The organism is Streptomyces sp. NPDC002513 (assembly GCF_053595355.1).
In genome coordinates this window covers 142,298-168,163 of sequence record NZ_JBSFXK010000008.1, presented here as the reverse complement: position 1 = coordinate 168,163, position 25,866 = coordinate 142,298, and the positions used below count along the sequence as shown (strand labels likewise).

The window sequence follows — 25,866 nt, the reverse complement described above, 5'->3', positions numbered from 1 at the left end:
GTATGCGGTGGCGCGGCGCCGACGGTCAGGGTGTGGTCCGGTTCCGCAGCAGGGCGTCGAGCGAATCCACGATCCAGGACCAGGACTCCTGCGGGTCGACGGCGGTGTGGCTGAAACTTCCGCCCATCTCCAGGCTGACGTAGCCATGGAAGACGCTGCCCAGCATCCGGACCGCGTGTGTCTGGTCCGGCTCCGTCAGGTCGTAGCCGCGCAGGATCGCCCGCGTCATCTGTGCGTGTCTGACGCCGGCGCTGGCGGCCGCCGTCTCGGGATCGAGTCTGAACTGGGCGGCGGCGTAGCGACCCGGGTGTTCCCGGGCGTAGTCGCGGTAGGCATCGGCGAAGGCGGTCAGGGCGTCCTTGCCCGCGCGTCCGGCCAGGGCGTCGGCGACTCGGTCGGCGAGCTCCTCCAGGGCGAAGAGCGCGATCCTGGTCTTGAGGTCCTGGGAGTTCTTCAGGTGCGAGTACAGACTCGCGACCTTGACGTCGAACCGGCGGGCGAGCGCCGAGACGGTCACCTGGTCGAAGCCGACCTCGTCGGCCAGTTCCGCCCCCGCCCGAGTCAGACGTTCGGTGGTCAGCCCTACTCGAACCATAGCTCTCCTTCCGTTATACGATGCCTATTATGCGTTTGCCTAATAGTTTTAGGCAAACGGGGATCGGTTCTGTGCGGGCTTTCCGCGTACCAAGGCGGCGAGATGTCCCTCGACCTCGGCCTGGCGGTCGAAGAAGAGGTCTTCCTTGGTGGGGAAGTAGTTGAACACCGTGTTGGTGGACACGCCCGCATGCCGTGCGACCTCGGCGACCGTGACCTGATCGAAGCCGTGCGGGTCTGCTGCTTCTTGATCTCTCGAGGGTGCCGTGCTCCCAGGCCGCCTCCACCGTGGCAGCCGCCTTGCCGTCCGGGATGGCCCGGAACATGTTGCCCAGCGGGGCGGTGCCGAAGCCGAGTCGTCTGGGAAGGTGATGCGCAGAGGGGCACCTCTGTGGCGCCGACCGGCTGTCGCGGACGTACGTGATCAGCCGGCTGAACGCTCATCGCGCCGACCGGTCGGTGTCATAGGGCTGAAGACCCGCCCGCGAGTAGTCCGGCGCCCGGCTCCAGGGTGTGATCGTCCACGTCACGTAGGACTCTTCTGCTGTTTCACCTCTTGACATGCTTGGTTCAGACCTTTAGGTTCTCAGGTCACCAGCAGTTCATGGATGCACTCGTTGTTCAGCCTGTTGAACTCGACTCCGCAGCCTCCCCCCACCGTCATCGCGCGCGAAAGGCTGGAAATCGCCATGGCTGAGCCACCCTCCACCGTCTTCAGGCACCGTGCCGGCGCCCGTAGGGTGCTGCGGCTGTTCGTCCTGCTGGCCGCGCTGCTGGGCCTGGCGATGCCCCCCGCGCAGGCGACGACTCGCGCTGTGTCCCCGTTCAAGGTTCTGGCCCTCTACAACGGAACCTGGGACGCCGCGCACATCAGCTTCGTTCGCGAGGCGAACGACTGGTTCCCCCGGCAGGCGGCCGCGAACGGCTTCACCTACACCGCGAGCAACGACTGGAACCTCCTCGCCAACGGCGGAGTCAACGGCTACCAGGTGGTGCTCTTCCTCGACGACCTGCCGCAGACCGCCGCACAACGGGCCGGATTCGAGCAGTACATGCGCAACGGCGGGGCGTGGCTGGGCTTCCACGTCTCGGCGTTCACCACCGACGCCGCGAGTTGGCCCTGGTACCACAACCAGTTCCTCGGCAGCGGCAACTTCGTGTCCAACACCTGGGGGCCCACGACAGCCGTCCTCCGGGTCGAGGACCACAGCCACCCGGCAACCAGAAACCTGCCGTCGACCTTCACCTCGTCGGTCAGCGAGTGGTACAGCTGGTCCAACGACCTGCGCCAGAACCCGGACATCAAGATCCTGGCCTCGATCGATCCAAGCAGCTTCCCGCTCGGGACCGACCCCAACCAGAGCTGGTACAGCGGCTATTACCCGATCCTGTGGACGAACACCAAGTACAGGATGCTGTACGCCAACTTCGGCCACAACGCGATGGACTACGCCACCAACACCACCCTGTCGTCCACCTTCGCCAGCCCCACGCAGAACCGGTTCCTGCTCGACGGGCTCAAGTGGCTCGGCGGATCCGAGGACACCCAGCCGCCTTCCGGCCCGATCTCCGAGACGGCCTGGTACACGGCGCGGAACGCCGGAAACGGCACCTGCGTCGACGCACGGGCCGCGGCCACCGCGAACGGCACCGTCATCCAGCAGTACGCCTGCAACAACACCACGGCCCAGCAGTTCCAGTTCCGTACCACCGACAGCGGATATGTCCGTATAGCCGCCCGCGGCAACGCCCAGCAGGTCGTCGACGTGACCGATCGTTCCCAGGCGGACAACGCCCCGCTGCGGTTGTGGTCCTACTCCGGCGGTCAGAACCAGCAGTGGCAGCCGGTCCAGGAGACCAGCGGGGAATACCACTTCGTCGCTCGCCACAGCGGCAAGTGCCTCAGCGCCGCGGCCACCCCCGGCAACAGCATTCAGCTGACCCAACGAGGCTGCGACGGCTCCAGCGCGCAGAGTTTCCAGCTCACCGCGCAGTAAGTCCCGTTCTGCTCGTCACTCCATGGGAGGCCCCCCGCATGATGCGTTCCAGGCTCCTCACCCCCACGACCCTCGCGGCGCTCGTCGGCGCAGTGGCAGTGCTCGGCACTGGCAGTGCGAACGCCGCGGACCCGAATGTCGCGCCCGGCGGCAACTTCGACCTCTCGATCTGGCAGCTCCAGGAGCCGGTCGGCTCCCCGGGATCCCCGACCACCATCCCCTCGTCCCGGCTCCAGGGCGCCAACGGCTACCAGGACGCGTACTTCTACACCGACACCCGCGACGGTGCCATGACCTTCTGGGCACCCGAGAAGGGCGTCACCACCCCCAACTCCAACTACGCCCGATCCGAACTCCGGGAGATGAACCGCGACGGCAGCCCGGCGAACTGGTCGCTCAGTGGCACCCACCAGATGACCGCGACGCTGCGCGTGGTGTCCGTGACGTCCAACGTGTGCGTGGGGCAGATCCACCTCGGCACCGGGGGATCGTCCACCAAGCCGCTTCTGGAGCTGTACTACCGCGCCAGCGGTGACATCGTCCTCGGCACCGAGAACTCACCGGCCGGCGGTCAGACCCTCCACACGGTCGGGAACGTGTCGGTCGGGAAGACCTGGAACTACACCATCGGCGTCTCCGGTGGCAACACCATCGACCTGACCGTCAACGGCAGCACCACCCACTACCCCATCTCCTCGTCCTTCAATCCGTACAAGCAGTACTTCAAGGCCGGCTCCTACAACCAGTCCTCGTCCAGCAGCACCACCAAGGGAGCCCGGGTCGCCTTCTACAAACTGAACGTCTCCCACAACTGATCCACCGCACACACCGGCAGCAGGGTCCGCTCACCCGGCGGCGGACCCTGCTGCGCGCTGTGCCCGCCCGCGGCGCGGTCCTTGCGGTGAGGAGGCCGTAGGCTCGGGGAGGTGCAGCATGTGGAAATCGTTCAGTTGCTGGTCTCGCCCGTGCACCGTTTCGAGGGCCGCCCGGGTGGCGGTGTCCCCGAGCTACCGCCGGAGGAACTGGTGTCGACAGCGCGGGTGCGCGCGCAACTGGGCATCGTCGGCGACCGATACTTCAACCGTCCGGCCCACCGCAACGCGTCGGTGACGCTCATGGCCGCCGAGCGCCTCCCGCAGGGCGGTTCCGCGGAGGCGGACCTGCGCCGGACCCGGCGCAACGTCCTGCTCCGCGGTGTGGACATCGACTCGTACATCGGCGCGACCGTGTATCTGGACTGCGGCACCGGGCCGGTGGTGCTGGCGGTCCGCGGTGCGGCCAGGCCCTGTGCGTGGATGGACAGCACCCTGGGGCCGGGAGCGCAGCGGGCGCTGCGCGGCGGTGGCGGAGTCCGCTGCCGTCCGCTGACCGACGGGATCCTCACCGTGGGTCCGGCTGTGTTCGGAGTGCATCCGGACGTCGACGAGCGCTGACGCGGCGGCCGCGTCGGCGATCCTTCCCGGGCCCCTTCGTGTGACTCGGGAGCATCAGCCAAACGCGCTCGGAGGCTTCGTGTCAGGGTGCCGAGAACGGGGAGACGTACTCGTCGAAGAGGGCATGCCGACCTTCGCCCGTTGTTTTGCGCACGCCGCCACGGAGAGGGGTATGGGGCGCGGCAGATTTGGCCCAAGAGTCAATGGCATGTTCTTGTCAATTCTGCCAAGCTTCCCGTAGCCGTTGCCCCGACCCCACGGGGAGACGGCAGGAATCTCACCCAGCGATCGCGCAAGCGATACGCGCAGCCCCGGCTGCCCACCGGCGCACCCAGGCCGACGGGTGGCCACCCAGCATGCCGGAACCCCGGCCGGCGCAAAGGAGTTTCGTGTGAGACCCACCCCCCACAAGGCCCTCGCGGCGAGCGCACTCGCCGTCGCCGCGATGGCCGCTGTCCTGTTTCCCGTGACCCCGGCGGCCTCCGCGCCGCCCCTGGCCTCCGCGGCCGCCGCCTTCACCGGCACCGAGGACTCCAGCCTCCAGAGGAGTTTCATCGACGACGTCGCCCTCGACACCTCCGACGGCACGACGTCGGCCGCGGACTCCACGCGCACCCCGGCCGCACCCTCGTACACCGTCAGCCTCAGCAGCAACGCCTCCGGCACGGTCTGGACCGGTCATGAAAGCGCCACCTTCACCAACGCGTCCTCCACGCCGCTCAGCGAGGTGTACCTGAGGCTGTGGGACAGCTACCACGGCACCTGCTCCACCCCGCCGATCACCGTCAGCAATGTCACCGGCGGCACCGCGGGTTCCCTGTCCGTCAACTGCACCGCCCTCAAGATCGATCTGCCGACCCCCCTCGCGCAGGGCCAGACCGCCGCGATCGGCTTCGACCTGGGCATCACCGTTCCCAGCGGCGCCGACCGTTTCGGTCACGACGGGGCCTTCAGCTTCATCGGCAACGCCCTGCCGGTCCTCGCGGTCAAGGACGGGGCGGGCTGGCACCTGGATCCGTACACCAACAACGGCGAGTCCTTCTACTCACTGGCCGCCGACTTCAGGGTGACCCTGGACCACCCGAGCACCCTGCTCGTACCGGCCACCGGTTCCTCGTCCGACACTCCCGGCTCCAGCGGACGCACGATCACCACCGCCACCGCCTCCAAGGTCCGCGACTTCGCCTGGGCGGCCGGCCCCTTCAGCAAGATCTCCGGCACCTCGGCCGCCGGCACGCCCGTCAACGTCTACTCCGTCTCGGGCATCAGCTCGGCCAGCGCACAGTCGATGCTCGCCACCGCCAAGACCGCCGTGGACACCCACGGGTCACGGTTCGGCGCCTACCCGTACGGCGAGTTGGACGCGGTGATCGACAACAACTTCTGGTTCGGCGGCATGGAGTACCCCGGGTTCGTCCTCGACCTGGTCAGCACCACGGCGCTCACCCACGAGATCGGTCACCAGTGGTGGTACGGCATCGTCGGCGACGACGAGTACAACAGCCCGTGGCTCGATGAGGCGTTCACCGACTACGCCACCGACCTGGCACAGAACAAGACCGGAACCAACTGCTGGAACAGCGTCTCCTGGGCCTCGTCGGCGGAGAAGATCACCAACTCGATGGCCTACTGGGACGCCCACTCCTCCCGGTACTCCACCGTCATCTACGGCTACGGCAAGTGCGCTTTGCACGACCTGCGGCGTGTCCTCGGCGACAGCGCCATGGCGCAACTGCTGAAGAGCTACGCGGCGTCGCACTGGTACGGCGTCTCGACCACGGCCGAGTTCAAGGCAGCCGCCCAGGCGGCCACGACCACGGACCTGACCTCGTTCTGGACCCAGCACCGCATCGACGGCTGACCATGGCACCGGTTCGCCGCAGCGGGCCTCTTTCGGAGTCACCGGCGGCGAACCGATGCCAGACGCCGAGGGTCCCCCGACCTCGTGGGGGGACCCTCGGCGTCCCGCGAGAGCACTGACAACTGCCCACGTCACGGCTCGCGTTGACCGACACCCCGCGACCGGAGGAGGTCACGCGCACCTGCCCGTACGACCGGTCCGCTTTCGCGGACCACGACGGCACCGCTCCGCGATCACGGGAGCCCGCCTCGCCGACGGCTCCGCGGCCGAGCTCTCGGCCCTCGGCCGCGTGGGCCGGCCGGTGCAGCGATCCTACGGTCCCGGGGCGCGGTCGGTGTTGAAGACACCGAGCATGGTCCGGCCAACCTGGGCGCTCCCAGCGTCGGTGTGATCAGGCCATGGCGCGCCCCGCAGCGGCGACCAGGTCGTCGGTCGCTGTGATGGCGGCCTCGCGGCGGGTGGCCAGGACGGTGTGGTCGGCGACGTCACGTATGCCGAACGCGGCCAGGGCGGCCCGGCGGGCCGGTTCGGCGAGGGACGGTTCGAGGACGGAGACCGAGACCAAGGGAGCGGTGACGGCGGAGCGGGTGGCGTGCGACGTCGCACGGGCCGCCTCGAGGGCTTCCCGGCTCGCGCCCTTCAGGCGAAGGTCCTCGCGGTGCCACATCGCCCGCCGGTGGTCACCCAGGGCGGCCACCAATTCGCCCAGCGCCAGGCGCAGTGCTTCCGCCCTCCGGTCAGCGCGGGCGGCCCGCTCACCCCTGAACTGGAGCAGCCCGGTGAGCGCGCCGCCGAGCAGTGTGCCGGCCACGGCGATGATGCTGGACCACATCGGAAAGCCCTCCTCAGGGATCGGTGGTGATGCTGGGGGACTCGGCGCTCCTCCAGCATGGGGTCGGGTCTGCGCTGCCTGTCGACGACGATCAGGTGGCCGTCACGCCGACGGATGTCTCAGACCGTGGGAACCGCGCGTACCCATGTCCGGTCCTCCGTCAGGTACTTGTCCACCCTCAGGCCCGCCCCTGCCAGCACCTCCTCGAAATCCTCCTTTGACAGCGGCCGGGACAGGAACGTCTGCGTCCATGTGGTGTCCGGGAACTCGTACTCCGCACGCACGGAGCGCACTCCGTCACCGACCGGCTCCGACGACGTGATCCGCATGGTGAAGCCACGGGGGTCGACGCGCTCGCGAGGCACGTTCGTATGCCAGTCCTCGCCCTCGCGCTGAATCAGTACACAGCCGTCTGGAGCGACATGCCGCAGACAGGCGTGCAGGAGTGCCTGCCGGACCTCGACGCTTCCGGCGTGCACCAGGAACGACGCCAGCATCACGGCATCGAACGACTCGCCCAGGTCGAGGTCCTCGATGGGACCGCACACCGTGCGCGCCCCGCGGACACGCGCCAGCATCTCCGGGGACTCGTCCACCGCGGTCACTCTGAAGCCCCGCTCCAGGAGCGGGTGGGTCACCCGCCCCACACCACAGCCCAGTTCCAGGATGTGCGCACCCGCCGGCACCGCCGAGCCGATGACGTCCGGCTCAGGCCCGACCGGAAGCCGCGCATACATCTCGACGGCGCAGCCGTCGTGGGTGATCGCACCCGGTCCCGTCCCCCGATGCCCTGCTCGCATGTTCAGGCTCATGCCCGTCCAACGGGTCACGCCCTACGACCGTTCCTGCACCCGGCACACCCCTGTGCGGCGCGGTCGGGAATCGTGCACCCTCGGAACAACACGCTGCGTGCGCGGCACCCCCTGGCCTCGGCCCGTCCTTCTACCTTGGCGCGGACGTCGAACGGTTGCAGCCCGGGACCCGCTCGCTCACGGGAGTTCCCTACGGCATCGCCCCCCGGGCCGAGGCAGGGAGAAGCGATGACCCATATGGGCCAGAGGCCGGGCGCGACGGACCGGGACTACCCCGGCCGCAGCCACGGTCCGGATACGGGTGAGCATGGCCAACACACCACGCAGACCCGCCCTGTCGGCCACGGAGACCACCCCGGCCCCGCACACCACCACCTCCGGGAGCCCCACCACTCGAGCCATGAGCAGCACACCGGCCACGAGGAACACGCAGGCCACGACGCCCACGCCGGCCACGACGCCCACGCCGGCCACACCCCTGAAGTCTTCCGCCGGCGCTTCTGGTTCGCCCTCGTCCTGAGCGCACCGCTCGTGGTGTCGAGCCCGATGATCCAGACCTGGTTCGGCTACGAACTGTCCCTGCCCGGCGCCTCCTTGATCGCGCCGGTCCTCGGCACCGCGGTGTTCCTCTACGGCGGGCAGCCGTTCCTCTTCGGGGCGGTGGCGGAGATCCGCTCCAGGACCCCGGGCATGATGCTGCTGATCTCCATGGCCATCATCGTGGCCTACGCGGCGTCCGCGGCTACCACGCTGAAGCTCTTCGGCCTCGATTTCTGGTGGGAACTGGCCACCCTCGTCACGATCATGCTGCTGGGCCACTGGCAGGAGACGAAGGCGATCGGCCAGGCCCAGGGGGCACTCGCAGCGCTGGCCTCCCTCCTGCCCGACTCCGCCGAACTCGTCGGGCGCGACGGAACAGGTCCCGTTTCCGTACCTCTTTCGGCGCTGCGGCCGGGCGACGAGGTACTCGTGCGGCCGGGCGGCAGGGTTCCCGCCGACGGCACCGTCGTCGACGGACGAGCCGAGGTCGACGAGTCGATGATCACCGGCGAGTCCCGCACGGTGACCCGCTCGGCCGGGGACCGTGTCGTGGCGGGCGCCGTCGCGACGGACTCCGCACTGCGCGTCCGCGTCGAGGCGGTGGGGGAGGACACGGCGCTGGCCGGCATCTCCCGCCTGGTTGCGGAGGCGCAGCGATCCCGGGGACGGGCACAGGTGCTCGCCGACCGCTTCGCCGGTGCGCTGTTCTACGTGGCCGCGTTCGCGGCGCTGGCGACCTTCGTCGCCTGGACGCTGGCCGGCGATGTCAGGGAAGGCGTGGTGCGCACCGTGACCGTGCTCGTGATCGCCTGCCCGCACGCGCTGGGGCTCGCCATTCCCCTGGTCGTGGCGCTGTCCATGGCGGTTGCCGCCAAGGCGGGCATCCTGGTCAAGGACAGGCTGGCCCTGGAGCGGATGCGTACGGTCGATGCCGTCCTCTTCGACAAGACGGGGACCCTGACCAAGGGCAGGCCGGCGCTCAGGGACACGGTGGTCGCGGAGGGGGTCACGACGGAACGCGCTCTGCTTCTGGCGGCCGCCGTCGAGGCCGACAGTGAACACCCGCTGGCCAGGACACTGGTCGCCGCCGCACCGTCCGGGGCTCCCCGGGCCTCGGAGTTTCGTCCGTTGCCCGGTCAAGGAGTCGAGGCTCGTGTGGACGGGCGACTCCATGCCGTCGGCGGCCCCGCCCTGCTCCAGGCCACCGACGCGGTCCTCCCGGAGGAGGTACGAGCGGCTACGGACGCCTGGACACGAGACGGCGCTGCCGTGCTGTACCTGCTGGACCTGCAGGAGACCGGCCGGCCGCGGGCCGTTGCGGCCTTCGTACTCGAAGACGAGGTGCGCGACGAGGCGCCCTCGCTCCTCGCACGGCTGAGGGATGACGGCCTGAAGATCGTCATGATCACCGGCGACAGCAGGGCAGTTGCCGAGAGGGTGGCCGAAACCCTGGGTTTCAGGCCGGGCCTCGACGAGATCTTCGCGGACGTGCTGCCGGCCGACAAGGACCGGGCCGTGGCCGCGCTCCAGGAGCGTGGGCTCACCGTGGCCATGGTCGGTGACGGCGTGAACGACGCCCCCGCGCTCGCCCGTGCGGACGTCGGCCTCGCCATCGGCGCGGGCACGGACGTCGCCATCGAATCCGCCGGAGTGGTGCTGGCCTCCTCCGACCTGCGCGCCGTCCGCGCGGTGGTCACGCTGTCCCGGGCGTCCTACCGGAAGATGATCCAGAACCTGGCCTGGGCGGCGGGGTACAACCTGATCACAGTGCCGCTCGCGGCCGGAGTGCTCGCCTGGGCGGGTGTCGTCCTCAGTCCTGCGGTGGGCGCACTGCTCATGTCGGCCTCGACGGTCGTGGTGGCCCTCAACGCCCAACTGCTCAGGCGGTTGAGGCTCAGGCCTGACGGCGTGTGACGCCGCGTGACGTACGGGTGCCCGCCCGTATGCTCCGTCCGGCCGACCCGCAGGCTGTTCCTGCGACTGAGTCATGTGACGGGGCGACGGTCCCGGCCGGGAGGGCGTGGAGCTTTGGGCCATGCGGGTGCACGCATAGTCATCGCATGGTGCGCTGACGGGCGTACGGGATGGCGGAAGCCTTTCTACAGTGCGGGCACGACCACCACCTCCAGCAGGAGCTTCGCGTGCGCCTCGACGACTTATCGCCCCAGACGCCTGTACTGGAGCACACGGTTGCCGAGTTCGTTCAGCGGCATGTCTGCCCCTCGGTGCCATGGGGAGCGGACCCCGGGCCGGCCCGGGCCTGGGCGGCGTCCCTGCTGACAGGGGACGCTCTGCCTGAGGACGTGAGCGAGGAATGGCTCGCGCTGCCCAACTGCGGTGACGGACAGAGGATCAGGGTTCGCATTGTGCGGCCGGTCGGCCTGGACAGGCCGCTGCCCGTCGCTCTCTTCCTCCATGGGCTGGGCTGGATGCTGACCGATGCGACCGAGCACGGGCATCTGATCGCCGACATCGCACTGGGCGCGGAGGCCGCGGTCGTCGTACCGGAATACGACCGGGCACCGGAGGCGCGTTACCCGGTGGCGGTGGAGCAGGCGTACGCGGTCGCGCGCTGGATCACCGACCACGGGGAGGAGCGGGGGCTGGACGGGAACCGGATCGCCGTCGTAGGGGCCTCGGCAGGAGCCAACCTGGCTGCCGCGCTCACCCTGCTCGCCAAGGAACGCGGCGGAGTACGACTCGTTCAGCAGGTGCTGCTCTGTCCTGTGACCGACGCGGCGATGGACACCGAGAGCTACCGGGACTTCGCCGAGGGCTTCTTCCTCGGACGGGAGGCCATGCGGCATTTCTGGCACCAGTACGTCCCCGACCCCGCGGACCGGCTCAGGAACACGGCGTCTCCTCTGCGGGCCACGGACGCCGAGCTGACGGGCCTGCCCAAGGCCCTGATCGTCACCGCGGAAGCCGACGTGCTACGGGACGAAGGAGAGGGCTACGCGGCCAGACTGCGCCGGGCCGGCGTGTCCGTCGTATCCGTCCGCTACCACGGCACCGTGCATGGCTTCCTCCTCTTCGAGTCGCTGCGGGGCAGTGATGCCTCCCGGGCGGCGCGCATCCAGACCATGGACACCCTGCACGCGGCGCTGCACCCGTGGCCGATGTGAAAGCCGCGGTGAAAGCCGACGTGGCCGTCGACCACGGCCGGCGGGAGGTGGCCCAGACGGCACTCACCTTCGTCCCGCGCTTCACCCGCTGACGCCAAGGGGCGGCGCGGACAAGACGACCGAGGCGGCCGATCGGTCACGTCAGGTCGCGAAGCGGCGGTACCGGCCCCTGGGGTGCGGTACCGCCGCGCCGTGAGCCGGGTCAGGCCACGGCGGGGGGAAGGCCGAGGGAACGGGATTCCTCCAGGACCCGGTAACCGGCGCTCGTGTACAGGTTCATCGCCACCTCGTTGCCGCCCCATACGGTGAACATCAGCGCCGAGTCGCCGCCCGCGAGGGTGGCCTGCTCACCGACCGCCATCGCGGCCCGCCCATATCCCTTGCCGCGGTGCCGCTCCTCGACGTGCAGCGAGTAGCCGTAGGTGACACCCGGCAGGAAACCGTGCTTCAACCAGCCGGTGCCGATCCGCTCACCCGCCGCCTCGAGTACCAGGAACGTGTGGTCGGGCGTCGCCAGGCCCTCGTTGACCAGCTTCTCGAAGTCGCGGTCGGACTTCCGCACGGCCTCCTCGGGGCTCAGGGCTCCCGCCCGGACGATGCCCGCGACGTAGGAGGCCTTTTCGTGGGCGAGCCACTCGGGATATTCGGCCTCGGTCATGGGCCGTGCGGTGACGCCGTCGAGCGGCTCCGGCGGGGAGCTGAGGGGACGCATCCTTCTCTGCGCCTGGACGGGATAGTGGTCGAACAACTCGCCCGCGGGCTCGGTGAGCCGGACCTCCAGCCGGCGTGCGCCGCGCTCCGCGCACCACCGCTCGGCCCAGTCGCGGGCGGCCTGTTCGTGCCCTTGACCGGCGTGGGGCGTGTGGACGCGGAGGTCGCCGATACGGCCCGCGAGCGTGCCGTTGTTGTCGGCCACGACCACGGCGACGTATCCCACCCGGGTCCCGGCGTCCGTGATCTCGGCCACGGTCCAGTCGCCGACTTCGGTGCGTAGATCCTCAAGTACGCGCTCGGTCGCGGCGGCGCCGAGCCCGGCGGCGGTGTACGAGGCCCGAAGCCGCCGCTCGAAGTCCTGCTGCCATTCCGCGCTGTCACCCAGGATGCTGAATTCCGTCATTTGATCACACTTACCGTGTCGTCGAGGTGCTGAGCCAGTGGTTTTTCGGCGCCCGTGTGGCATGCGGCCCAAAGACCGCGAAGGTGGCTGCCGGGTCAGGCGGATCCGCCCAGGGCTCATGCGAGTTCGTCGGCCTTCAGGGCTCGGGCCGGCTCCGCTCGGCAGGTAATTCCGAACTTCGGGTAGATTCGGTACAGATGGTCCAAGACCGTGCGCGGGGACGGTCGCAGGCGCTGGAGGCGCCGGCTCCCTGCCGACGAGGGAACGCCGGCCGGGCCCGCTGTATCGGCCTGTGAGTGCAGGGTTGTGGTTTCTGCGTGCCGGATGCGGACGTCGGCCGCCTGAGCGGCCCGTTTCCCACCAGCGGGTGATTAGTCTCCGTCCGTGCCACCGTGGGAAGGACGATCATGACGACCACGACTTGGAGAACGGCGACCGTCCCCCTCGGGAACCGTGCCGAGGCGCTTCGCCAGATGATTCGGGAGCAGGTCGTACCGGTCGAACTCGTGCTGCCCCGCAAGCCGGAGCAGGTGCAGGCGGACGTGACGATCACGAACGTGGGATCGCTTCAGATGAGTTCGGTGCAGGCGAACCCCGCCACCGTGCATCGCACCGCCACACTGGCGAAGGCTGACGATGAGCCGGTGCTCTTCGTCAGCCTGCAGGTCTCCGGGGAAAGCACCGTCATCCAGGACGGGCGCAGTGCTGTCCTGCACCCGGGGAACATAGCCTTCTATGACACCCGGCGGCCCTACACGCTGCTGTTCGACCATGGCGTGGACATGCATTTCTTCCGTGTCCCGGTGCACGAGATCGCCCTGCCCGACAAGGTGCTGGGCCAGGTCGTCGCCCGCACCCTGGGTGCGGAGGACGCCGTGGCCGGACTGGCGGCGGGGTATCTGGCCCATCTGGCCGAAAGCCGCGAACTCCTCGATGGGACCGCCGACCGGTTGCTCGCCGCGCCGAGCATGGAGCTCATCCGCGCCGTGATCGCGGTGGAGTCCGACAAGCCCTCGCTCGCCGTGGGGCCCCTGCACGAGGCGCTCAGCGTGCGCATCCTCGCATACATGCGGACGCATCTGGCCGAGTCGGACCTCACTCCCGCCCGCGTTGCCGCCGCTCATCACATCTCGGTGCGCCACCTGTACGCCGTCCTGGCCCGGAGCGGCGTCGGATTCGGCGAGTGGGTGCGCACGCAACGGCTCGACGCCTGCCGCCGCGACCTCTCGCGCGTACCGCCGACGACGGAGACGATCGCCGATCTGGCCCACCGCTGGGGCTTCAAGTCCCCGTCCCACTTCAGCCGCGCCTTCAAGGCCGCCTACGGGCTGTCCCCGCAGGCGTGGCGTGAACTGCGCCACCCGGCATGATGAGTGGCGAGGGCCGCCCGTCGCATGTTCCCACCTGATTTTCCGGATGCCCTGAATCCATGGCTCCCTGGCCCGCCCGGGTGTGGGCCACCGGCCGCGACGGACTGCCCGGACGCCCTCACCGGCCATCCGGCCATCCCGTCCGTCCGAGGCCTGACACCTTCTGGACGGGACAGCTCCCGCCGCTGATCAGCCGACCGCCGGGCTGGGCGCCGGGGAGGCGGTGTTCACGTTCAGGTCCGGGCGGGGCGTGAGGACGACCATGGGTGCGCCCGGCTGCGGCGGGGGCGGGGTGAGCTGGTCCTTGGGCAGCTTGGGCGGGGTGCTCTGCTGGAAGAGGACCTGGTCGAAGTTGACCGTGCCGGTCTTCTCCAGCACCGTGATGTGGTCGAGGACCGTGTCGTTCGCCAGGTCGGCGAGCTGGCGCACCATGGTGTTCCTGGTGGTGGCGCGGACCTTCGCGATGACCGGGAAGATCTGGCCGTGGGTGACCCGCATGATGTTCGCGGCGGTGTTGTCGAACTCCTTGCCGTTCGCCGCCGCCGAGGTCGCCACGAACTGCTGCTGCTGCGGGGTCGCCTGATTCGGCAGGGTGATGCCCAGTTCCGGGGCGATCTTGCGGCACATCGCGTCGAGTCCGGCGTGGCCGACGATCAGGTGTTTGCCGGCCTCCCTCATCTCCGGTGTCGAGCCCTTCTTCAACGCGATCTCGCCCAGCGGGTACTCCCACAGCCCGGCGGAGCGCACCTTGACCACGAAGTCACGGTCCGCTTCGGTCAACGGGCCGTAACGGGTGTTGGCGATGACACGGTCCGGGGAACTGGACGTGGTCTGGACACCGAGCACGGCGGGGTACGCGAGGGCGGTGAGGGTCAGCCCCAGCGCACCCGCCAGGAAGACGGTTCCGGCCATGTTCCGGGAAATGGGCATGCTGCCTCCAGGCGTGAGCGGCTTGCTACGCCAGGAAGTACGTACGGACCCGGCGGATGGATCACCGCTGCGGGCAGAACGTGCAAGCGGCTGTGTACCGCGTCGAAGACACAGGGACCGAGCCGCGGCCGATCCCCGGGCAGCCAGGGGGCCGGCCGGCCCCCTGCACGTCGCGCGCGAGGTCACAACTCCGTCGTGGCCACGGCTTTGACGACTCTACGTGGGCAGGCCGGCCCGGCGCCGGGAGACGTCCGTGATGACCGCCCAGTCCTTGTCGGCGTCCCCGTGCGCGAGGGCGTCGAGAAAGGCGTCGCGCAGCACACTGCCGAAGGGCAGCGGGGCGTTCGCCCCGGCGCCCGCCGCGAGGGCGAGGTTGACGTCCTTGAGACCGAGGGGGAGGCGGAAGCCGGCGGGCTCGTAGCGGCGTTCGGCGACCATCGGACCGTAGCCGCCGTAGACCGGGCCGGGGAAGGCCGTGTCGGTGACCATCTCGATGAGGTCGGTCGTGCGTACGCCGTTGGCCTCGGCCAGCGTGCACGCCTCCGCCATCGCCTCGATCGCGCAGGCCAGCAGGAAGTTGACGCTGATCTTGGCGATGATGGCCTGCCGGGGACGCTCGCCGAAATTCCAGATGCGCCGGCCCATCGCCGTCAGCAGCGGTTCGGCCCTGCCGAGGAGCGCCGGGTCGCCTGCGGCCAGGATGTTCAGCTCACCGGCGGCGGCCACCGGGGGACGGCCGAGGACGGGCGTCGCCAGGTACCCGATGCCGTACTCGCTGTGCAGAACCTCCGCCCGGTCGGTGAGCTCCGGTGAGACCGTCGCCATGTTGACGTGCAGGGAGGCCTTCGCCCCCGCCAGCAGCGCCCGGTCGAGCAGCAGTTGGTCGACGATGTCGTCGTTGGCGAGCATGGAGAGGACCACGTCGGCGGCGAACGCTCCGGCGATGTCCCCGGCCGCCTCGGCACCCTGCTCCACCAGCGCGGCGACCGGCTGGGGCGAGCGGTTCCAGACCCGCACGCGGTGGCCCGCGCGTACCAGAGCCGCGGCCATGCCCTGTCCCATCGCGCCGAGACCGACGAATCCGACCGTCATTCCCGCCATCATGGCCTTCCTGTTGTCTCCGAGCGGCCGACCGTGCGGCCACGGCAGGGTGCGCCGCTCGAGGAGGGCGGACCCGTGCTCGCAGCGCTGGTGGACATCCCGAGGGTCTTCCACCCAGCCCGGGAGGGCGGTGCGGCAAGCGCCACCAGATTACACACCGGGGTCGGGTGCTCACTCATGGTGGACGCGGGCCGTGCTCAAGTCCGCGACCTCGCGCAGGGGCTCCCGCTGTCTGCCGGCACGCGCAGGCGGCCGGCCATGACACACCGGGCCGGAACCGCTCATCGTCCGACGGCACGGAGCATCCCGCCCATACGCCGCCGCGCCGACAGGAAGAGATGTGTCCCTGTCGGCGCGGCGGCGGTGCGGAGTGCGGCTCAGGCGGAGAGACCGGCCTTGAGCGCCGCGGCGATCTGGATGACGCGCTCGGCCTGGTGCCGGGCGGCGTTGCGGGTGGTGTCGCCGATCGGGTTGTTGCCCTGGGCGTCGACGTGGGAGGTGCCGTAGGGGTTGCCGTCGATGAACTTCACCGGGTCGGTGTAGCCGGGGGAGACGATGATGCCGCCGAAGTGGTGGATGGAGTTGTACAGCGCGAGGAGCGTGGACTCCTGGCCGCCGTGAGTGGTGGCGGTGGTGGCGAAGCCGCTGTAGACCTTGTTGGCGAGCTTGCCCTGGGCCCACAGGCCGCCGAGGGTGTCGATGAACTGCTTGAGCTGCGAGGCGATGTTGCCGAAGCGGGTCGGAGAACCGAAGATCACAGCGTCGGCCCACTCGACGTCGGCGGGGGTGGCCACCGGGATGCCGGCGCTGGCGGCCGCGTGGGCGGCCCACGCCTCGTTGGAGGCGATGGCCGCTTCGGGGGCCAGCTCCGCGGCCTTCAGCAGCCGGACCTCAGCCCCGGCCTTCTCTGCCGCCGCGCTGATCTCCTTCGCGATCTCGGCGCTGAAACCGGTCGAGGAGTAGTAGATGACCGCGAGCTTGACGGGGGAAGTCACGGGGGTGGTCTCCAATCCAGCGGTGCTGTCGGTGTTGCGACGGAAAAAGCCCATGGTGCTTAAGTAGCTTTCATTTGAGCTGTACATCCCAGAACTGACGAGATGTGCGCTTGCGGCGCGTGGTTGAACAGTAAACCGCCCGGACGGGTGGTGCAACAGATGTCCGGACTTGCTGCCGGGCGCGGGTTCCCGTGGTGGCGACTCCACGGGTCGAAGTGCGTTTCCCGGCCCTTGAGATGGCGCTGCGCCGCGCAGTGCGGTGCACGCGGAGCGTGTGTGAGGGCCGCCTGGGCGCGCGTTCCGGCCGACGCTGTCGTCGCCGAGGCCCAGCAGCGTGGGGAGGTCGCCGTGACCGACACCCGGGAAGCCGCGCGGTCGGTGGTTGTGCAGCCCCTGTGGCCCAACTGCCTGGCTCTCCTCGGCGGATGGCCGGCGCCGGAGGCCGTGGCAGGCGTCTGAGCACGGTCTTCGCCCGCGCGACTGCTCCCGGCGGCTGCGGTTGGCCGGCGGCGGCCCGGGCTGCTCAGGCCTTACCCTCGCCCTCGCTCTCGCCCTCGTCCGGCACGGGGACGGCGCACGCCGGTGCGGACTGCCCCGTCTGTCCGGCAGACCGTGCCTCAGGGGGCCGGCCTACGACCGGCATCGCGTGAGGGAAGCCGACGCGCAGCACGGCGGCGGCGCCCGCGGCGGCCAGGACCACCACCGAGGCCAGGATCAGGGCCTGGTGGTAGCCGTGGTGGAGCAAGGGGGTGACCGCCGACGGGCCGAGGATCTGGCCGACCGAGTAGCCGGCGGTCAGCAGGGCGACCGACCGCGGGAACCGCAGATGAGCGCCCGCGGCAAGGGCGAGGGTGCTGACGCCGATGAAGGTCGCGCCGAACAGGATCGCGGAGACCAGTGCCGCCGGCACTCCGCCGACCACGGCGGGCAGGGCGATGCCGACGGCCTGGACGACCAGCGCGGTGAGGAGCAGGCCGGGGCGGGACCAGCGATGCCCGAGCCATGCCCACAGCGCCGAGGACGGTACGGCGGCCAGTCCGGCCAGTACCCAGGCGCCGCTGCCGGCCCAGCCCGGCTTCTTCCGCATCACTCAGCTGGCGGTCGAGCAGATGCTCGCCCAGGGCGGCGGTCACGTCGTCAACATCACCACCAGCCTGGTGGACAGCCCTGACTCCAAGGTGCCCTCCGTGCTGGCCTCTCTGGCCAAGGGCGGCCTGCAGTCCGCGACCAAGTCCCTCGCCATCGAGTACGCCCGACGCGGCATCCGCACCAACGCGGTGTCGCCGGGCACCATCAAGACCCCCATGCATCCCGAGGAGACCCATGAGTTCCTCGCGGACCTGCACCCGATCGGCCGGATGGGCGAGTTGGGCGACATCGTCGACGCCGTGCTCTACCTGGAGCAGGCCCCGTTCGTGACCGGCGAGATCCTCCACGTCGACGGAGGCATGAGCGCGGGTCACTGAGCCGGGCACAGGCCCCGAACCGGCCGCGCGGCACCACAACCGCCCGGCCTCCCGCCCCCACCCCGACCCCGAACTCACCTGACCGGAGGAATCCGATGGACAACACGACGAACACGGGCCGCGAAGCCGTCCTGAGTCATGTCCTCGACCAGTGGAAGGACGCCATCGAGAGGCACGAACCCCAACGGGTGGCCTCCTTCTTCACCGAGGACGCGATCTTCCAGGGACTGCATCCCTACAGCGTCGGACGGCCGGGCATCGCGGAGTACTACGACTCCCAGCCCCTCGGAATGACACTCGACTACCGGATTCTCGAAACCAGGCGCCTCGGCGAAGACCTCGTACTCGGCTATCTGGCCGTCGACTTCATGTTCGTCGACCGTCCCACGAAAAGTCTCAACCTCGGCGTGCTGGTCACGCGCGTCCAGGGCCGGTGGTACATCAGCCACTACCAGGTGTCCGGCCCCCTGCCGGACAACGGCTGAGTACGTACCGCCGGGCCGAACCGGTGCTGAGGGGGTGGTTCCCCGCTGACCGTCAGCGGGGAACCACCCATGGTGTCGGGTCGGTGTCGCCGCGCACGCCGCTCACCGCGGGGCGACGGTGACCCGCATGGGCGCGAGGGGGCCGGCTCATGAGGCGTCGGCGCAGCGTTCGTGCGGCGGTGTGCCCGTGTCCGCTTTTCGGCCCCGGTCGATGAGTGCGGTGAAGGCGTCGAGGACGCGTTGCAGGCCGAAGACGTAGGCGTGATCGGGGTCGTAGGCGCTGCCGTGTGCGGTGCCTGCCGCTGTTCCGACGCGGGCCGCCGTGGGGTAGGCGTTCTCGTCGAGGACGCGGGCGAGGAGCGGGGCGTTCGCCTCCCACCACTGTCGGTCGTTCATGGCGCTGTCGTGCTGGGCGGCACGGGCGTCGGCGGCTGCGTGGGCGCATGCCTGTACGAAGGTGAGCAGAAAGGTCAGACAGTCGTCCATCTCGACGTCGCTGAGGCCCAGGCCGTCGAGCGCGGACAACTCGTGCTCGTACTTGGCCATCAGCCCCGGTCCGAGCGGAGGCCTGGCGGTGGAGATGGTCGCGGCCCAAGGGTGCCGCGCGAAGAGGGCCTTGTTCTCCTCGGCGATGGCGGTGACGCGTTGGTTCCACGGCTGTCCGGTGGTGACCGTACGGGGCATACGGGCATAGGCGGCGTCGAGCATCAGGTCGAGCAGTTCGGCCTTGCCGGGGACGTAGGTGTACAGCGTCATGGGCACCACACCGAGTTCTTGGGCCAGTCGCCGCATGGTCACCGAGTCCAGGCCCTCGGCATCGGCGATGGCGGTGGCCGCCTCGACCACCGCGTCGACGCTCAGCCCGCGTCGTGGGCCTCGGCGGCGGTCGGGGGTGGAGTGACGCCACAGTAGCTGCAGGGTACGGGCCGGGTCGCCCGCGCTGGTTCGTTCCGTCGGCACAGGGCAATCCTCTCGCACCGCATCCCTGTACGCTTTATTTTGTACGCTGTACAGAGTGAGTGGGAGTTCGTGTCGAGCATCAGAGATGCGTCACCTTGAAGGAGTCCCCATGAAGGTCACGTCCAGCGCCGTGTCGCTCAACGTCGACGACGTCCCCGGCTCCGCTGCCTTCCTCGTCGATCACTTCGGCTTCAGGGAGGAGATGAGCGCCGACGGATTCGCGTCCCTGACGCGTGACGACGTCGGCATGAATGTCATCTTTCTGCGGCGAGGGCTGGCGACGCTCCCCGCGGACCAGCGCGACGACCATGCCGCCGGTCTCATCCTCGCCTTCGTCGTCGACGACCTCGAAGGCGAGCTGGCACGCCTGCGCGCCGAGGGTGTCACGATCACGATGCCGCTGACCGAAGAGGAGTGGGGCGAACGCGCCTTCCAGGTCCGCGATCCCAGCGGCGTCATCGTGCAACTGGTCGCCTGGAACGCGAACGCCGACGCTGAGCCGACCGGTTCCGGCGCCGCGCACGGATGACCTCCCGGCGCGGGGAAAACGTAACTCTTGCGGCCGGCGACGGTGAGGAGGTCGCACCGGCGGGATCCCCATGGCGATGGGGATCCCGCCGGCGGCCGGGGCGGCGTCGCAGTGGAACAGCGCAGCGCCTACGCTCGGCTCAGCGGGGTCGCGCGCCCGCTGCGGGGCGCTGCCAGGTTGACGGACGGCCAGCCGGGACCGCTCGCCTGTCACCGGTCCGGCGCCGCACGAGTCCCACGGCTTCCCACACCATGGTGGCACCGGTCACCAGTGCCAGAAGCAGGTAGAAGACGAAGAGCTTGCGCAGGTCGTCCAGGAAGTACCAGATCGACGCGGTGGCGCTGAACCAGAAGGCGACCAGTGCGCCGGCGCCGCGCTCCCGGCTGCGGGCGGCGCCGACGAGGCAGCAGGCGGCGGTCAGTGCGAGCAGGGCCCCGATGCCGACGAACGAGCTGTCCCATCCGACGTCGGCGCGCCGCACCTCGGAGTTGACCGCCACGGCCTCGGCAACCGGTCCCCAGCTCACCGCGCACGACAGGCGCGCCGACCATGGCAGCGCCACCACGCCCAACAGAGCGGCCGCAACGGCGACCCGCCCGAAGTGGTCGGTGTCCACCAATTCACCCCGTGCGCACAGCCACGACAACAGACATCCGAGCAGGGCCAGGGCGCCCTGGACCGAGGGACGCAGCGATATCCGGAACCGGTCCCGCAGCGGGGTTCGACCGGCGGAGCGCGTAGCCGGAGCGGCAGGGCCGACGGCCTCGATCGTCGGCATGGCCGCTTGTGCGAGGGCTTCGGTGAGAGCCGCACGCATCTGGCCGGCGTCGGCGAACCGTTCCGCCGGGTCCTTGCGCAGGGCGCGTTGGATCACCGCGGCCACGGCCGGCGGTACCTGCGGCCGAAGCCGCGAGACCGGCTCGGGTTCGGCGAACAGGTGCTGATGCATGACGGCGAACGGTGAGGCGCCACGGAACGGCGGCTGCCCGGTGAGCAGTTCGTGCAGCAGGCATCCCATCGCGTACAGATCGGCCCGGTGGTCGATCTCCTCCCCGTTGATCTGCTCGGGCGAAAGATACGCGGGAGTGCCTATGGCCGCACCGCTGCCGGTGATGCGGGTGGCGGCCTCGGTGAATGCCTTCGCGATGCCGAAGTCGAGAACCTTCACGGTGTCGGGTCCGGCCAGCATGATGTTCGAGGGCTTGATGTCCCTGTGCACGATTCCACGTTCGTGGCTGTGCTCCAGCGCGTCCAGCACGGCGCACGCCGCGTTGACCGCCTCCGCGACGGGCAGTGGTCCGTCGCGGAGGGCTTCGGCGAGGGTGGTGCCCTGTACGTATTCCATGACCAGGTAGGGCCGTGGGCCGTCCGGGTCCGGCTCCTCGCCGACGTCGTGGATGGTGGCCACGGCCGGGTGGTTCAACGCGGCGGCCGCGTGTGCCTCACGCCGGAAGCGGGCTCGCGACTGAGGATCGTGGGCCAGTGCCGGAGAGAGCAGCTTCACCGCGACGGTACGCCGGAGCCGTTGGTCCACCCCACGATGGACCGTTCCCATGCCGCCCTGCCCGAGCCTCTCGATCAGCTCGTACCGGCCGCCGAGGACCATGTCCCGCCCCACCCGCGCCTCCCCGTGAATCGTGGATCCCGACGCAGCTTACGGTGTGTTCAGGCGATGGCCTGCGCTGACAGGACGGCATGGCCAGAGCGGCCGCTTCCGTGTGTCCTTCTGCCTCCTACGCCCCGGCACGAGTCAGGCAGTGAGTCTCTCCAGGCCACCGGCTGTGGGCGCGGCCTCAAGTCGCGTGTAGTACTCGGTGGAGAGGATCCGTCGCCTGGCTTCGGCAGGCAGAGTGGACAGGATGCCGGGCAGCGAGCGCTCTCGCTCCACTTCCCTGCGGTGCGCGACGATGGCAGACCACTTCTGCTCCAGCCAGGGACTCACGTCGACCGTTGCGGTCACCCGCTCGTCCGGCACGCTGAGCACGGACTTGCCGACCCCGGTCAGGAGGCCGCCCAGCTCCGCAACGCGCGAGTGCGGATGTGTGGCCAGGTAGAGCGCGCTGGGCTGCCACGGTTCTCCAGTGTCGAGGTACCGACGCTCAAGTCCGGCGGCCTGCACGGCGAGCAGGGTCACGCGATGGGTGTGCACATGGTCCGGGTGGCCGGACAGCCCGCCGTAGGCGTCGTGGGTGACGACGATGTCCGGGCGTACCTCACGCAGGTGTCGTACGAGCCGCTCGACGGCCTCCTCGAGCGGAGCGTCGCCCAACCGTGCCTCCCCGGGCGCCGACTCGGGTACGCGGGCGTCGGCGTACCCCAGCATGCGCGGCTCGCCGGCTCCCAGGACCCGCAGAGCGTCGGCGAGTTCCGCAGCACGATGACTGTCCGGCGCCCAGGTCGCAGTGACAACGGCGGTCCGTGCTCCCCCGGCGGCGTGCTGGGCGAGAACGCCGCCGGCCACCAGGGACTCGTCGTCCGGGTGGGCGAAGACCGCGAGCAGGTTCGGCTCGGACGAGGGAGATACGGTCACAGCAGTGGAGTCTCTCCCATGGCACCTGAGATGGCCATACGCCCTTTCCCCGGAGCAGCCCGCACGCGGCTCAGGGCGCTCCCGGGCAACGACGTTGCACTACGAGTCAAGACGGACTGTCCGGCGCGCAGTAGCTTCCGGGTGCGCCGGTCGCGGCGCCTCCAGCAGCGCGTCCGGAACAACGCCGAGGCGCCGACTCAGAAGGCAGACGTCATGACTACCCCCCATGTGACACCGAGTGTTGACCCGCGGGGCGAGCGGAACCTCTCGGACAGCGCGAACGGCAACGCCATGATGCGCGTTCTGGCGGCTTCGGGGTGGCAGATGCTGCTGGCGGCCGGAGTCGCCGCCTTCGCCCTCGGTGTCGTCGTCCTGGTGTGGCCCGGCGCCACCCTGACCGTGGCCGGTGCCCTGTTCGGCGTCGCGCTGCTGGCGAGCGGTGTGTTCCAGCTCGGCGGGGCGTTTGCGCACCATGTGCCGGGGCACCTGCGGGCGTTGGGCGTGATCAGCGGTGCGCTCAGCGTGTTCCTGGGGCTGTTGTGCTTCCGCGGTCCCGCGCAGTCGGTCCTGCTGCTCGCGTTGTGGATCGGCTTCGGCTGGCTGATGCGCGGCATCATGGCCGTGTCCGTGGCGATCTCGACCCATGACCTGCCGGCCCGGGGCTGGCACGCGTTCCTGGGCGTCGTCTCCGCGCTGGCCGGGATCCTGCTCATCGTCTGGCCCTTCGGCTCGATCGCCACCCTCACGCTGTGGACCGGAATCTGGCTGGTCGTCCTGGGCGCCGCCGAAGCGGTCCACGCCGTCGTCCTGCGGGTACGCACCCGATAGCAGTCCCGGGCCGCGCACGGCCCGGCCAGGCATGGTGCGCGGCGTACTCGGTCGCCGCATCCCACTCGCCCTCGGCGCCCTGATCGGCAACGCGGCGAACGCCGAGCCGGTCGCCCGGACCCCGAGCGCCACAAAATCCGGGCTTACTGGGGCCCGCCCAGGACTGCATCCCGGCCGGCTCGCGACCGGCATCCGGAGAACTGCGTGATCACCGGGCCTGGCGACTTCCCTGATCGTTCACGCGTGTCGCTCCGAAACCGGACTCGTGCGTCCAGATGTGGGTGCACGACGGGCACTGGAGGTGGAGCAGGCTGCCCGTGGTGGAGAGCAGGTAGCGCCAGTGCTTGCCGCAGGTACGCCGCTCCTCGCATGCAACACATCCGGCCCTGTCGTTGCAGTTCGGGCAGGCCACCCAGGCGCGGCGGCCGATCTCGGCCTGAGGGTCAAGAGGCAGCACTGCCGCCCCCTCTCCCGGGCAGCACGCCCGCCGCGACCAGGTCGTCGTACAGGCGCTGCTGCTCCTCGCTGAGATCGGAGTACAGCAGGTCGCGTGCCCTGTCCTCGTCGCGCAGCACCGCGAGGGGGTCCCAGTCGGGGCCGAGAGCGGCGAGGACATGGGTGCGGCGCAGGGCCTCGTGCGACGTCAGGTCGACACTGAAGTCGACCGGCGACGCGCTGTCCGGGCGGTCCGCCGCGGGCCGACGGCCTGCGGCGGTTTCATCCGGTTCGTGGGGGAGAGTGGGGTCATGGGGGGACATAGGGCAGAACTTAGGTAGACCTTGCTGGGTGGGGCAAGGGTGGGTGGGGGAAGTCACAGCAGGTCGGCGCGCATCCCTGTCCCTCAGCGCCCCCTCGCCCCCAGCCGTGCCAGCGCCGCCGTCGTGAGGGCGGCCGTTCCGGTTTCCAGGGTGAGGCGGACGCTGGGCAGGTAGCGGGGGGCGTGGTTGGCGGGCAGGGCCCGGAGTTTCTCGGCGGCGCTGGTGCCGGGGGCGGCCGCCCACTGGGCGGGACCGACCGCGCCGAGCATCCAGTAGCCTCCGCGGATGCCGGGCCGTCCGTGGAGGGAAGCGCCCGCGCCGGTGAGGAGCGGGAAGTCCTCGGTGGCCGAGGCGGCAGGCCAGCCGGTGACGCGAGCGGCGCCGAACAGTTCCCGGTGGACGGCGCGGACGGCGCTGGTGACGTCAGGGTCGGGCAGGGTGACGCCGGAGCGGGAGAGCGGGGTGACGGTCACCCGGGGCGGCAGGGCGGCGGCAGCGGCCTCGGCGCGGACCACGCGCTCCACGGCGGCGGCAGCGCGGTCCAGGGCCGCCTCGGAGAAGGCGCGGATGGTGAGGCGCAGGACGGCGCGCGAGGCGATCACGTTCCCGGTGTGCCCCGCGTCTCCGGTCCGGAGCGAGGAGGCGGTGAGGACCAGACGCTCGGCGGGGTCGGCTTCGCGGGCGGCGATGGTGGGGAGGCGCGTCACGACACCGGCGGCGGCGAACAGCGGGTCGGCGGTCAGATGCGGGGTGGCGGCGTGGCCGCCGTCGCCCTCGAAGAGCGCCTCCAAGGTGATGCTGCCGGCCATCACCGGTCCCTCGGCATGCGCCACCATCCCGGCCGGGAAGGGCGCGGTGTGCTGGGCGAGGACCTCGTCGGGCGGGGTGATCCGGTCGTACAGGCCGTCCTCCAGCATGGCCCGGGCGCCGCTGAGGGTCTCCTCGGCGGGCTGGCCGACGACGAGGAGGGTGCCTCGCCAGCGGTCCCGATGGGTGGCGAGCCAGCGGGCGGCGGCCGCCGCGCAGGCCAGGTGGGCGTCGTGGCCGCAGGCGTGCATCACGGGGACGGGCACCCCGTCGGGACCGGGGGCGGTGGCGGTGCTGGCATAGGGGACACCCGTGTCCTCGGCGACGGGCAGCGCGTCGAGTTCGGCACGCAGGAGAACGGCGGGACCGTCTCCGTTGCGCAGTTCTGCGGCCACGCCGTGGCCGCCCACGCCGCGCAGGACACGAAAGCCGTCGGCGTCCAGCCAGTCGGCGAACCGGGCGGCGGTGCGGCGTTCGGCGCCGGAGAGTTCGGGATGGCGGTGCAGGTCGAGGTACAGCTCGGTGGCGGGTGCCAGCAGGGTGTCCAGGCCGGGGAGGGCGGGGGAGGGCCGGCCGTGGTCGGTGGCGGCGCCCGGTACGGGTCGGTGGGTGCTCATGGGCGGGACTCCTGGGGTGGGTGCCAGCAGGGTGACAGCGGACGGCAAGTGCGGTGACGGCGGCACCGCATAGAAAGGGAGGTGCCGAAAGGCCCGGAGTTCTCCGGCAGGTTCAGCGCACCACCGGCCGGGACCGTCCCGTCCCGTCCGGCGTCCCGTCCCCGGACCCAGAAGGAGCC

At 70.2% G+C, this 25,866-nt stretch carries 24 protein-coding genes and 3 pseudogenes; 12 read left to right on the top strand and 15 right to left on the bottom strand.

Annotation, left to right across the window (positions count from 1 at the left end; translation table 11 throughout):
• Positions 1-25: 25 nt before the first annotated feature.
• Both ACWD5Q_RS08670 and ACWD5Q_RS08665 read right to left on the bottom strand, forming a co-directional pair.
• The gene (locus ACWD5Q_RS08670) at positions 26-595 is read right to left on the bottom strand and encodes a TetR/AcrR family transcriptional regulator (RefSeq protein WP_451426289.1); all 570 of its coding nucleotides are present in this window, start codon (positions 593-595) and stop codon (positions 26-28) included.
• A 78-nt stretch (positions 596-673) separates the two neighbouring features.
• A pseudogene (locus ACWD5Q_RS08665) lies at positions 674-826 on the bottom strand (TetR/AcrR family transcriptional regulator); the annotation flags it as partial.
• A gap of 457 nt (positions 827-1,283) precedes the next feature.
• Here ACWD5Q_RS08665 and ACWD5Q_RS08660 point away from each other — a divergent pair.
• The 4 genes from ACWD5Q_RS08660 (at position 1,284) to ACWD5Q_RS08645 (ending at position 5,885) form a co-directional block, all read left to right on the top strand.
• The gene (locus ACWD5Q_RS08660; RefSeq protein ID WP_451426288.1) at positions 1,284-2,591 is read left to right on the top strand and encodes a ThuA domain-containing protein; all 1,308 of its coding nucleotides are present in this window, start codon (positions 1,284-1,286) and stop codon (positions 2,589-2,591) included.
• A gap of 38 nt (positions 2,592-2,629) precedes the next feature.
• Complete coding sequence (locus tag ACWD5Q_RS08655; protein ID WP_451426287.1) at positions 2,630-3,406, top strand: polysaccharide lyase family 7 protein; 777 nt, start codon at positions 2,630-2,632, stop codon at positions 3,404-3,406.
• A gap of 111 nt (positions 3,407-3,517) precedes the next feature.
• Entirely contained in the window at positions 3,518-4,024 is a 507-nt protein-coding gene (locus ACWD5Q_RS08650) for a molybdenum cofactor biosysynthesis protein (protein ID WP_451426286.1), read from the top strand.
• A 445-nt stretch (positions 4,025-4,469) separates the two neighbouring features.
• On the top strand, positions 4,470-5,885 hold the full coding sequence (locus tag ACWD5Q_RS08645; RefSeq protein ID WP_451426310.1) for a M1 family metallopeptidase: 1,416 nt from the start codon (positions 4,470-4,472) through the stop codon (positions 5,883-5,885).
• A 391-nt stretch (positions 5,886-6,276) separates the two neighbouring features.
• On the opposite strand, the gene ACWD5Q_RS08640 is transcribed toward ACWD5Q_RS08645, so the two are convergent.
• Positions 6,277-6,717: a protein kilB gene (locus tag ACWD5Q_RS08640; RefSeq protein WP_451426285.1), complete on the bottom strand. Its 441-nt coding sequence runs from the start codon at positions 6,715-6,717 to the stop codon at positions 6,277-6,279.
• 119 nt (positions 6,718-6,836) lie between these two features.
• Entirely contained in the window at positions 6,837-7,517 is a 681-nt protein-coding gene (locus ACWD5Q_RS08635; RefSeq protein WP_451426284.1) for a class I SAM-dependent methyltransferase, read from the bottom strand.
• A gap of 240 nt (positions 7,518-7,757) precedes the next feature.
• Between ACWD5Q_RS08635 and ACWD5Q_RS08630 the strand changes: the two genes are divergently transcribed.
• Positions 7,758-9,983 carry a copper-translocating P-type ATPase gene (locus tag ACWD5Q_RS08630; RefSeq protein WP_451426283.1) on the top strand — a complete coding sequence of 742 codons (2,226 nt, stop codon included), beginning with the start codon at positions 7,758-7,760 and terminating at the stop codon, positions 9,981-9,983.
• Positions 9,984-10,210: 227 nt separating this feature from the next.
• Positions 10,211-11,194, top strand: coding sequence for an alpha/beta hydrolase (locus ACWD5Q_RS08625; RefSeq protein ID WP_451426282.1), 984 nt, complete (start codon positions 10,211-10,213; stop codon positions 11,192-11,194).
• Between the two features lie 202 nt (positions 11,195-11,396).
• Here the strand turns inward: ACWD5Q_RS08625 and ACWD5Q_RS08620 are convergent, their stop codons facing one another.
• Positions 11,397-12,311 (bottom strand): GNAT family N-acetyltransferase, encoded by a 915-nt coding sequence (locus ACWD5Q_RS08620; RefSeq protein WP_451426281.1) that lies wholly within the window; start codon positions 12,309-12,311, stop codon positions 11,397-11,399.
• A gap of 407 nt (positions 12,312-12,718) precedes the next feature.
• On the opposite strand from ACWD5Q_RS08620, the gene ACWD5Q_RS08615 reads away from it, so the two are divergent.
• Positions 12,719-13,681 (top strand): helix-turn-helix domain-containing protein, encoded by a 963-nt coding sequence (locus ACWD5Q_RS08615; RefSeq protein ID WP_451426280.1) that lies wholly within the window; start codon positions 12,719-12,721, stop codon positions 13,679-13,681.
• Positions 13,682-13,870: 189 nt separating this feature from the next.
• Here ACWD5Q_RS08615 and ACWD5Q_RS08610 read toward each other — a convergent pair whose 3' ends face one another.
• The 3 genes from ACWD5Q_RS08610 to wrbA form a co-directional block, all read right to left on the bottom strand.
• Positions 13,871-14,611 carry a DUF4142 domain-containing protein gene (locus tag ACWD5Q_RS08610; RefSeq protein WP_451426279.1) on the bottom strand — a complete coding sequence of 247 codons (741 nt, stop codon included), beginning with the start codon at positions 14,609-14,611 and terminating at the stop codon, positions 13,871-13,873.
• A 216-nt stretch (positions 14,612-14,827) separates the two neighbouring features.
• Entirely contained in the window at positions 14,828-15,712 is an 885-nt protein-coding gene (locus tag ACWD5Q_RS08605; protein ID WP_451426309.1) for an NAD(P)-dependent oxidoreductase, read from the bottom strand.
• 377 nt (positions 15,713-16,089) lie between these two features.
• A complete protein-coding gene (gene wrbA, locus ACWD5Q_RS08600) occupies positions 16,090-16,707 on the bottom strand; it encodes an NAD(P)H:quinone oxidoreductase (RefSeq protein ID WP_451426278.1) in 618 nt (205 codons plus the stop codon).
• Between the two features lie 276 nt (positions 16,708-16,983).
• Here wrbA and ACWD5Q_RS08595 point away from each other — a divergent pair, with 276 nt between their 5' ends.
• Positions 16,984-17,166 carry a hypothetical protein gene (locus ACWD5Q_RS08595; RefSeq protein WP_451426277.1) on the top strand — a complete coding sequence of 61 codons (183 nt, stop codon included), beginning with the start codon at positions 16,984-16,986 and terminating at the stop codon, positions 17,164-17,166.
• 64 nt (positions 17,167-17,230) lie between these two features.
• On the opposite strand, the pseudogene ACWD5Q_RS08590 reads toward ACWD5Q_RS08595, so the two are convergent.
• Positions 17,231-17,782, bottom strand: a pseudogene (locus ACWD5Q_RS08590) (YbfB/YjiJ family MFS transporter); the annotation flags it as partial.
• Here ACWD5Q_RS08590 and ACWD5Q_RS08585 point away from each other — a divergent pair.
• Positions 17,781-18,173, top strand: a pseudogene (locus ACWD5Q_RS08585) (SDR family NAD(P)-dependent oxidoreductase); the annotation flags it as partial. The pseudogenes ACWD5Q_RS08590 and ACWD5Q_RS08585 sit on opposite strands and share 2 nt — an antisense overlap.
• A gap of 95 nt (positions 18,174-18,268) precedes the next feature.
• Positions 18,269-18,658: an SgcJ/EcaC family oxidoreductase gene (locus ACWD5Q_RS08580; protein WP_451426276.1), complete on the top strand. Its 390-nt coding sequence runs from the start codon at positions 18,269-18,271 to the stop codon at positions 18,656-18,658.
• A 147-nt stretch (positions 18,659-18,805) separates the two neighbouring features.
• Here ACWD5Q_RS08580 and ACWD5Q_RS08575 read toward each other — a convergent pair whose 3' ends face one another.
• The gene (locus tag ACWD5Q_RS08575) at positions 18,806-19,618 is read right to left on the bottom strand and encodes a TetR/AcrR family transcriptional regulator (protein WP_451426275.1); all 813 of its coding nucleotides are present in this window, start codon (positions 19,616-19,618) and stop codon (positions 18,806-18,808) included.
• Between the two features lie 109 nt (positions 19,619-19,727).
• Here ACWD5Q_RS08575 and ACWD5Q_RS08570 point away from each other — a divergent pair, with 109 nt between their 5' ends.
• Positions 19,728-20,147 carry a VOC family protein gene (locus ACWD5Q_RS08570; protein ID WP_451426274.1) on the top strand — a complete coding sequence of 140 codons (420 nt, stop codon included), beginning with the start codon at positions 19,728-19,730 and terminating at the stop codon, positions 20,145-20,147.
• A 139-nt stretch (positions 20,148-20,286) separates the two neighbouring features.
• On the opposite strand, the gene ACWD5Q_RS08565 is transcribed toward ACWD5Q_RS08570, so the two are convergent.
• Both ACWD5Q_RS08565 and ACWD5Q_RS08560 read right to left on the bottom strand, forming a co-directional pair.
• Positions 20,287-21,765, bottom strand: coding sequence for a protein kinase domain-containing protein (locus ACWD5Q_RS08565; RefSeq protein WP_451426273.1), 1,479 nt, complete (start codon positions 21,763-21,765; stop codon positions 20,287-20,289).
• 132 nt (positions 21,766-21,897) lie between these two features.
• On the bottom strand, positions 21,898-22,677 hold the full coding sequence (locus ACWD5Q_RS08560; RefSeq protein ID WP_451426272.1) for a PIG-L family deacetylase: 780 nt from the start codon (positions 22,675-22,677) through the stop codon (positions 21,898-21,900).
• 213 nt (positions 22,678-22,890) lie between these two features.
• On the opposite strand from ACWD5Q_RS08560, the gene ACWD5Q_RS08555 reads away from it, so the two are divergent.
• Positions 22,891-23,505 (top strand): HdeD family acid-resistance protein, encoded by a 615-nt coding sequence (locus ACWD5Q_RS08555; protein ID WP_451426271.1) that lies wholly within the window; start codon positions 22,891-22,893, stop codon positions 23,503-23,505.
• A gap of 208 nt (positions 23,506-23,713) precedes the next feature.
• Here the strand turns inward: ACWD5Q_RS08555 and ACWD5Q_RS08550 are convergent, their stop codons facing one another.
• From ACWD5Q_RS08550 to ACWD5Q_RS08540, 3 genes are all read right to left on the bottom strand, one after another.
• Entirely contained in the window at positions 23,714-23,962 is a 249-nt protein-coding gene (locus tag ACWD5Q_RS08550; protein ID WP_451426270.1) for a hypothetical protein, read from the bottom strand.
• The gene (locus ACWD5Q_RS08545; protein ID WP_451426269.1) at positions 23,949-24,263 is read right to left on the bottom strand and encodes a DUF6400 family protein; all 315 of its coding nucleotides are present in this window, start codon (positions 24,261-24,263) and stop codon (positions 23,949-23,951) included. Before ACWD5Q_RS08545 ends, ACWD5Q_RS08550 begins: the two co-directional genes overlap by 14 nt.
• Positions 24,264-24,346: 83 nt before the next feature.
• Entirely contained in the window at positions 24,347-25,687 is a 1,341-nt protein-coding gene (locus ACWD5Q_RS08540; RefSeq protein WP_451426268.1) for an amidohydrolase, read from the bottom strand.
• Positions 25,688-25,866: the final 179 nt, after the last annotated feature.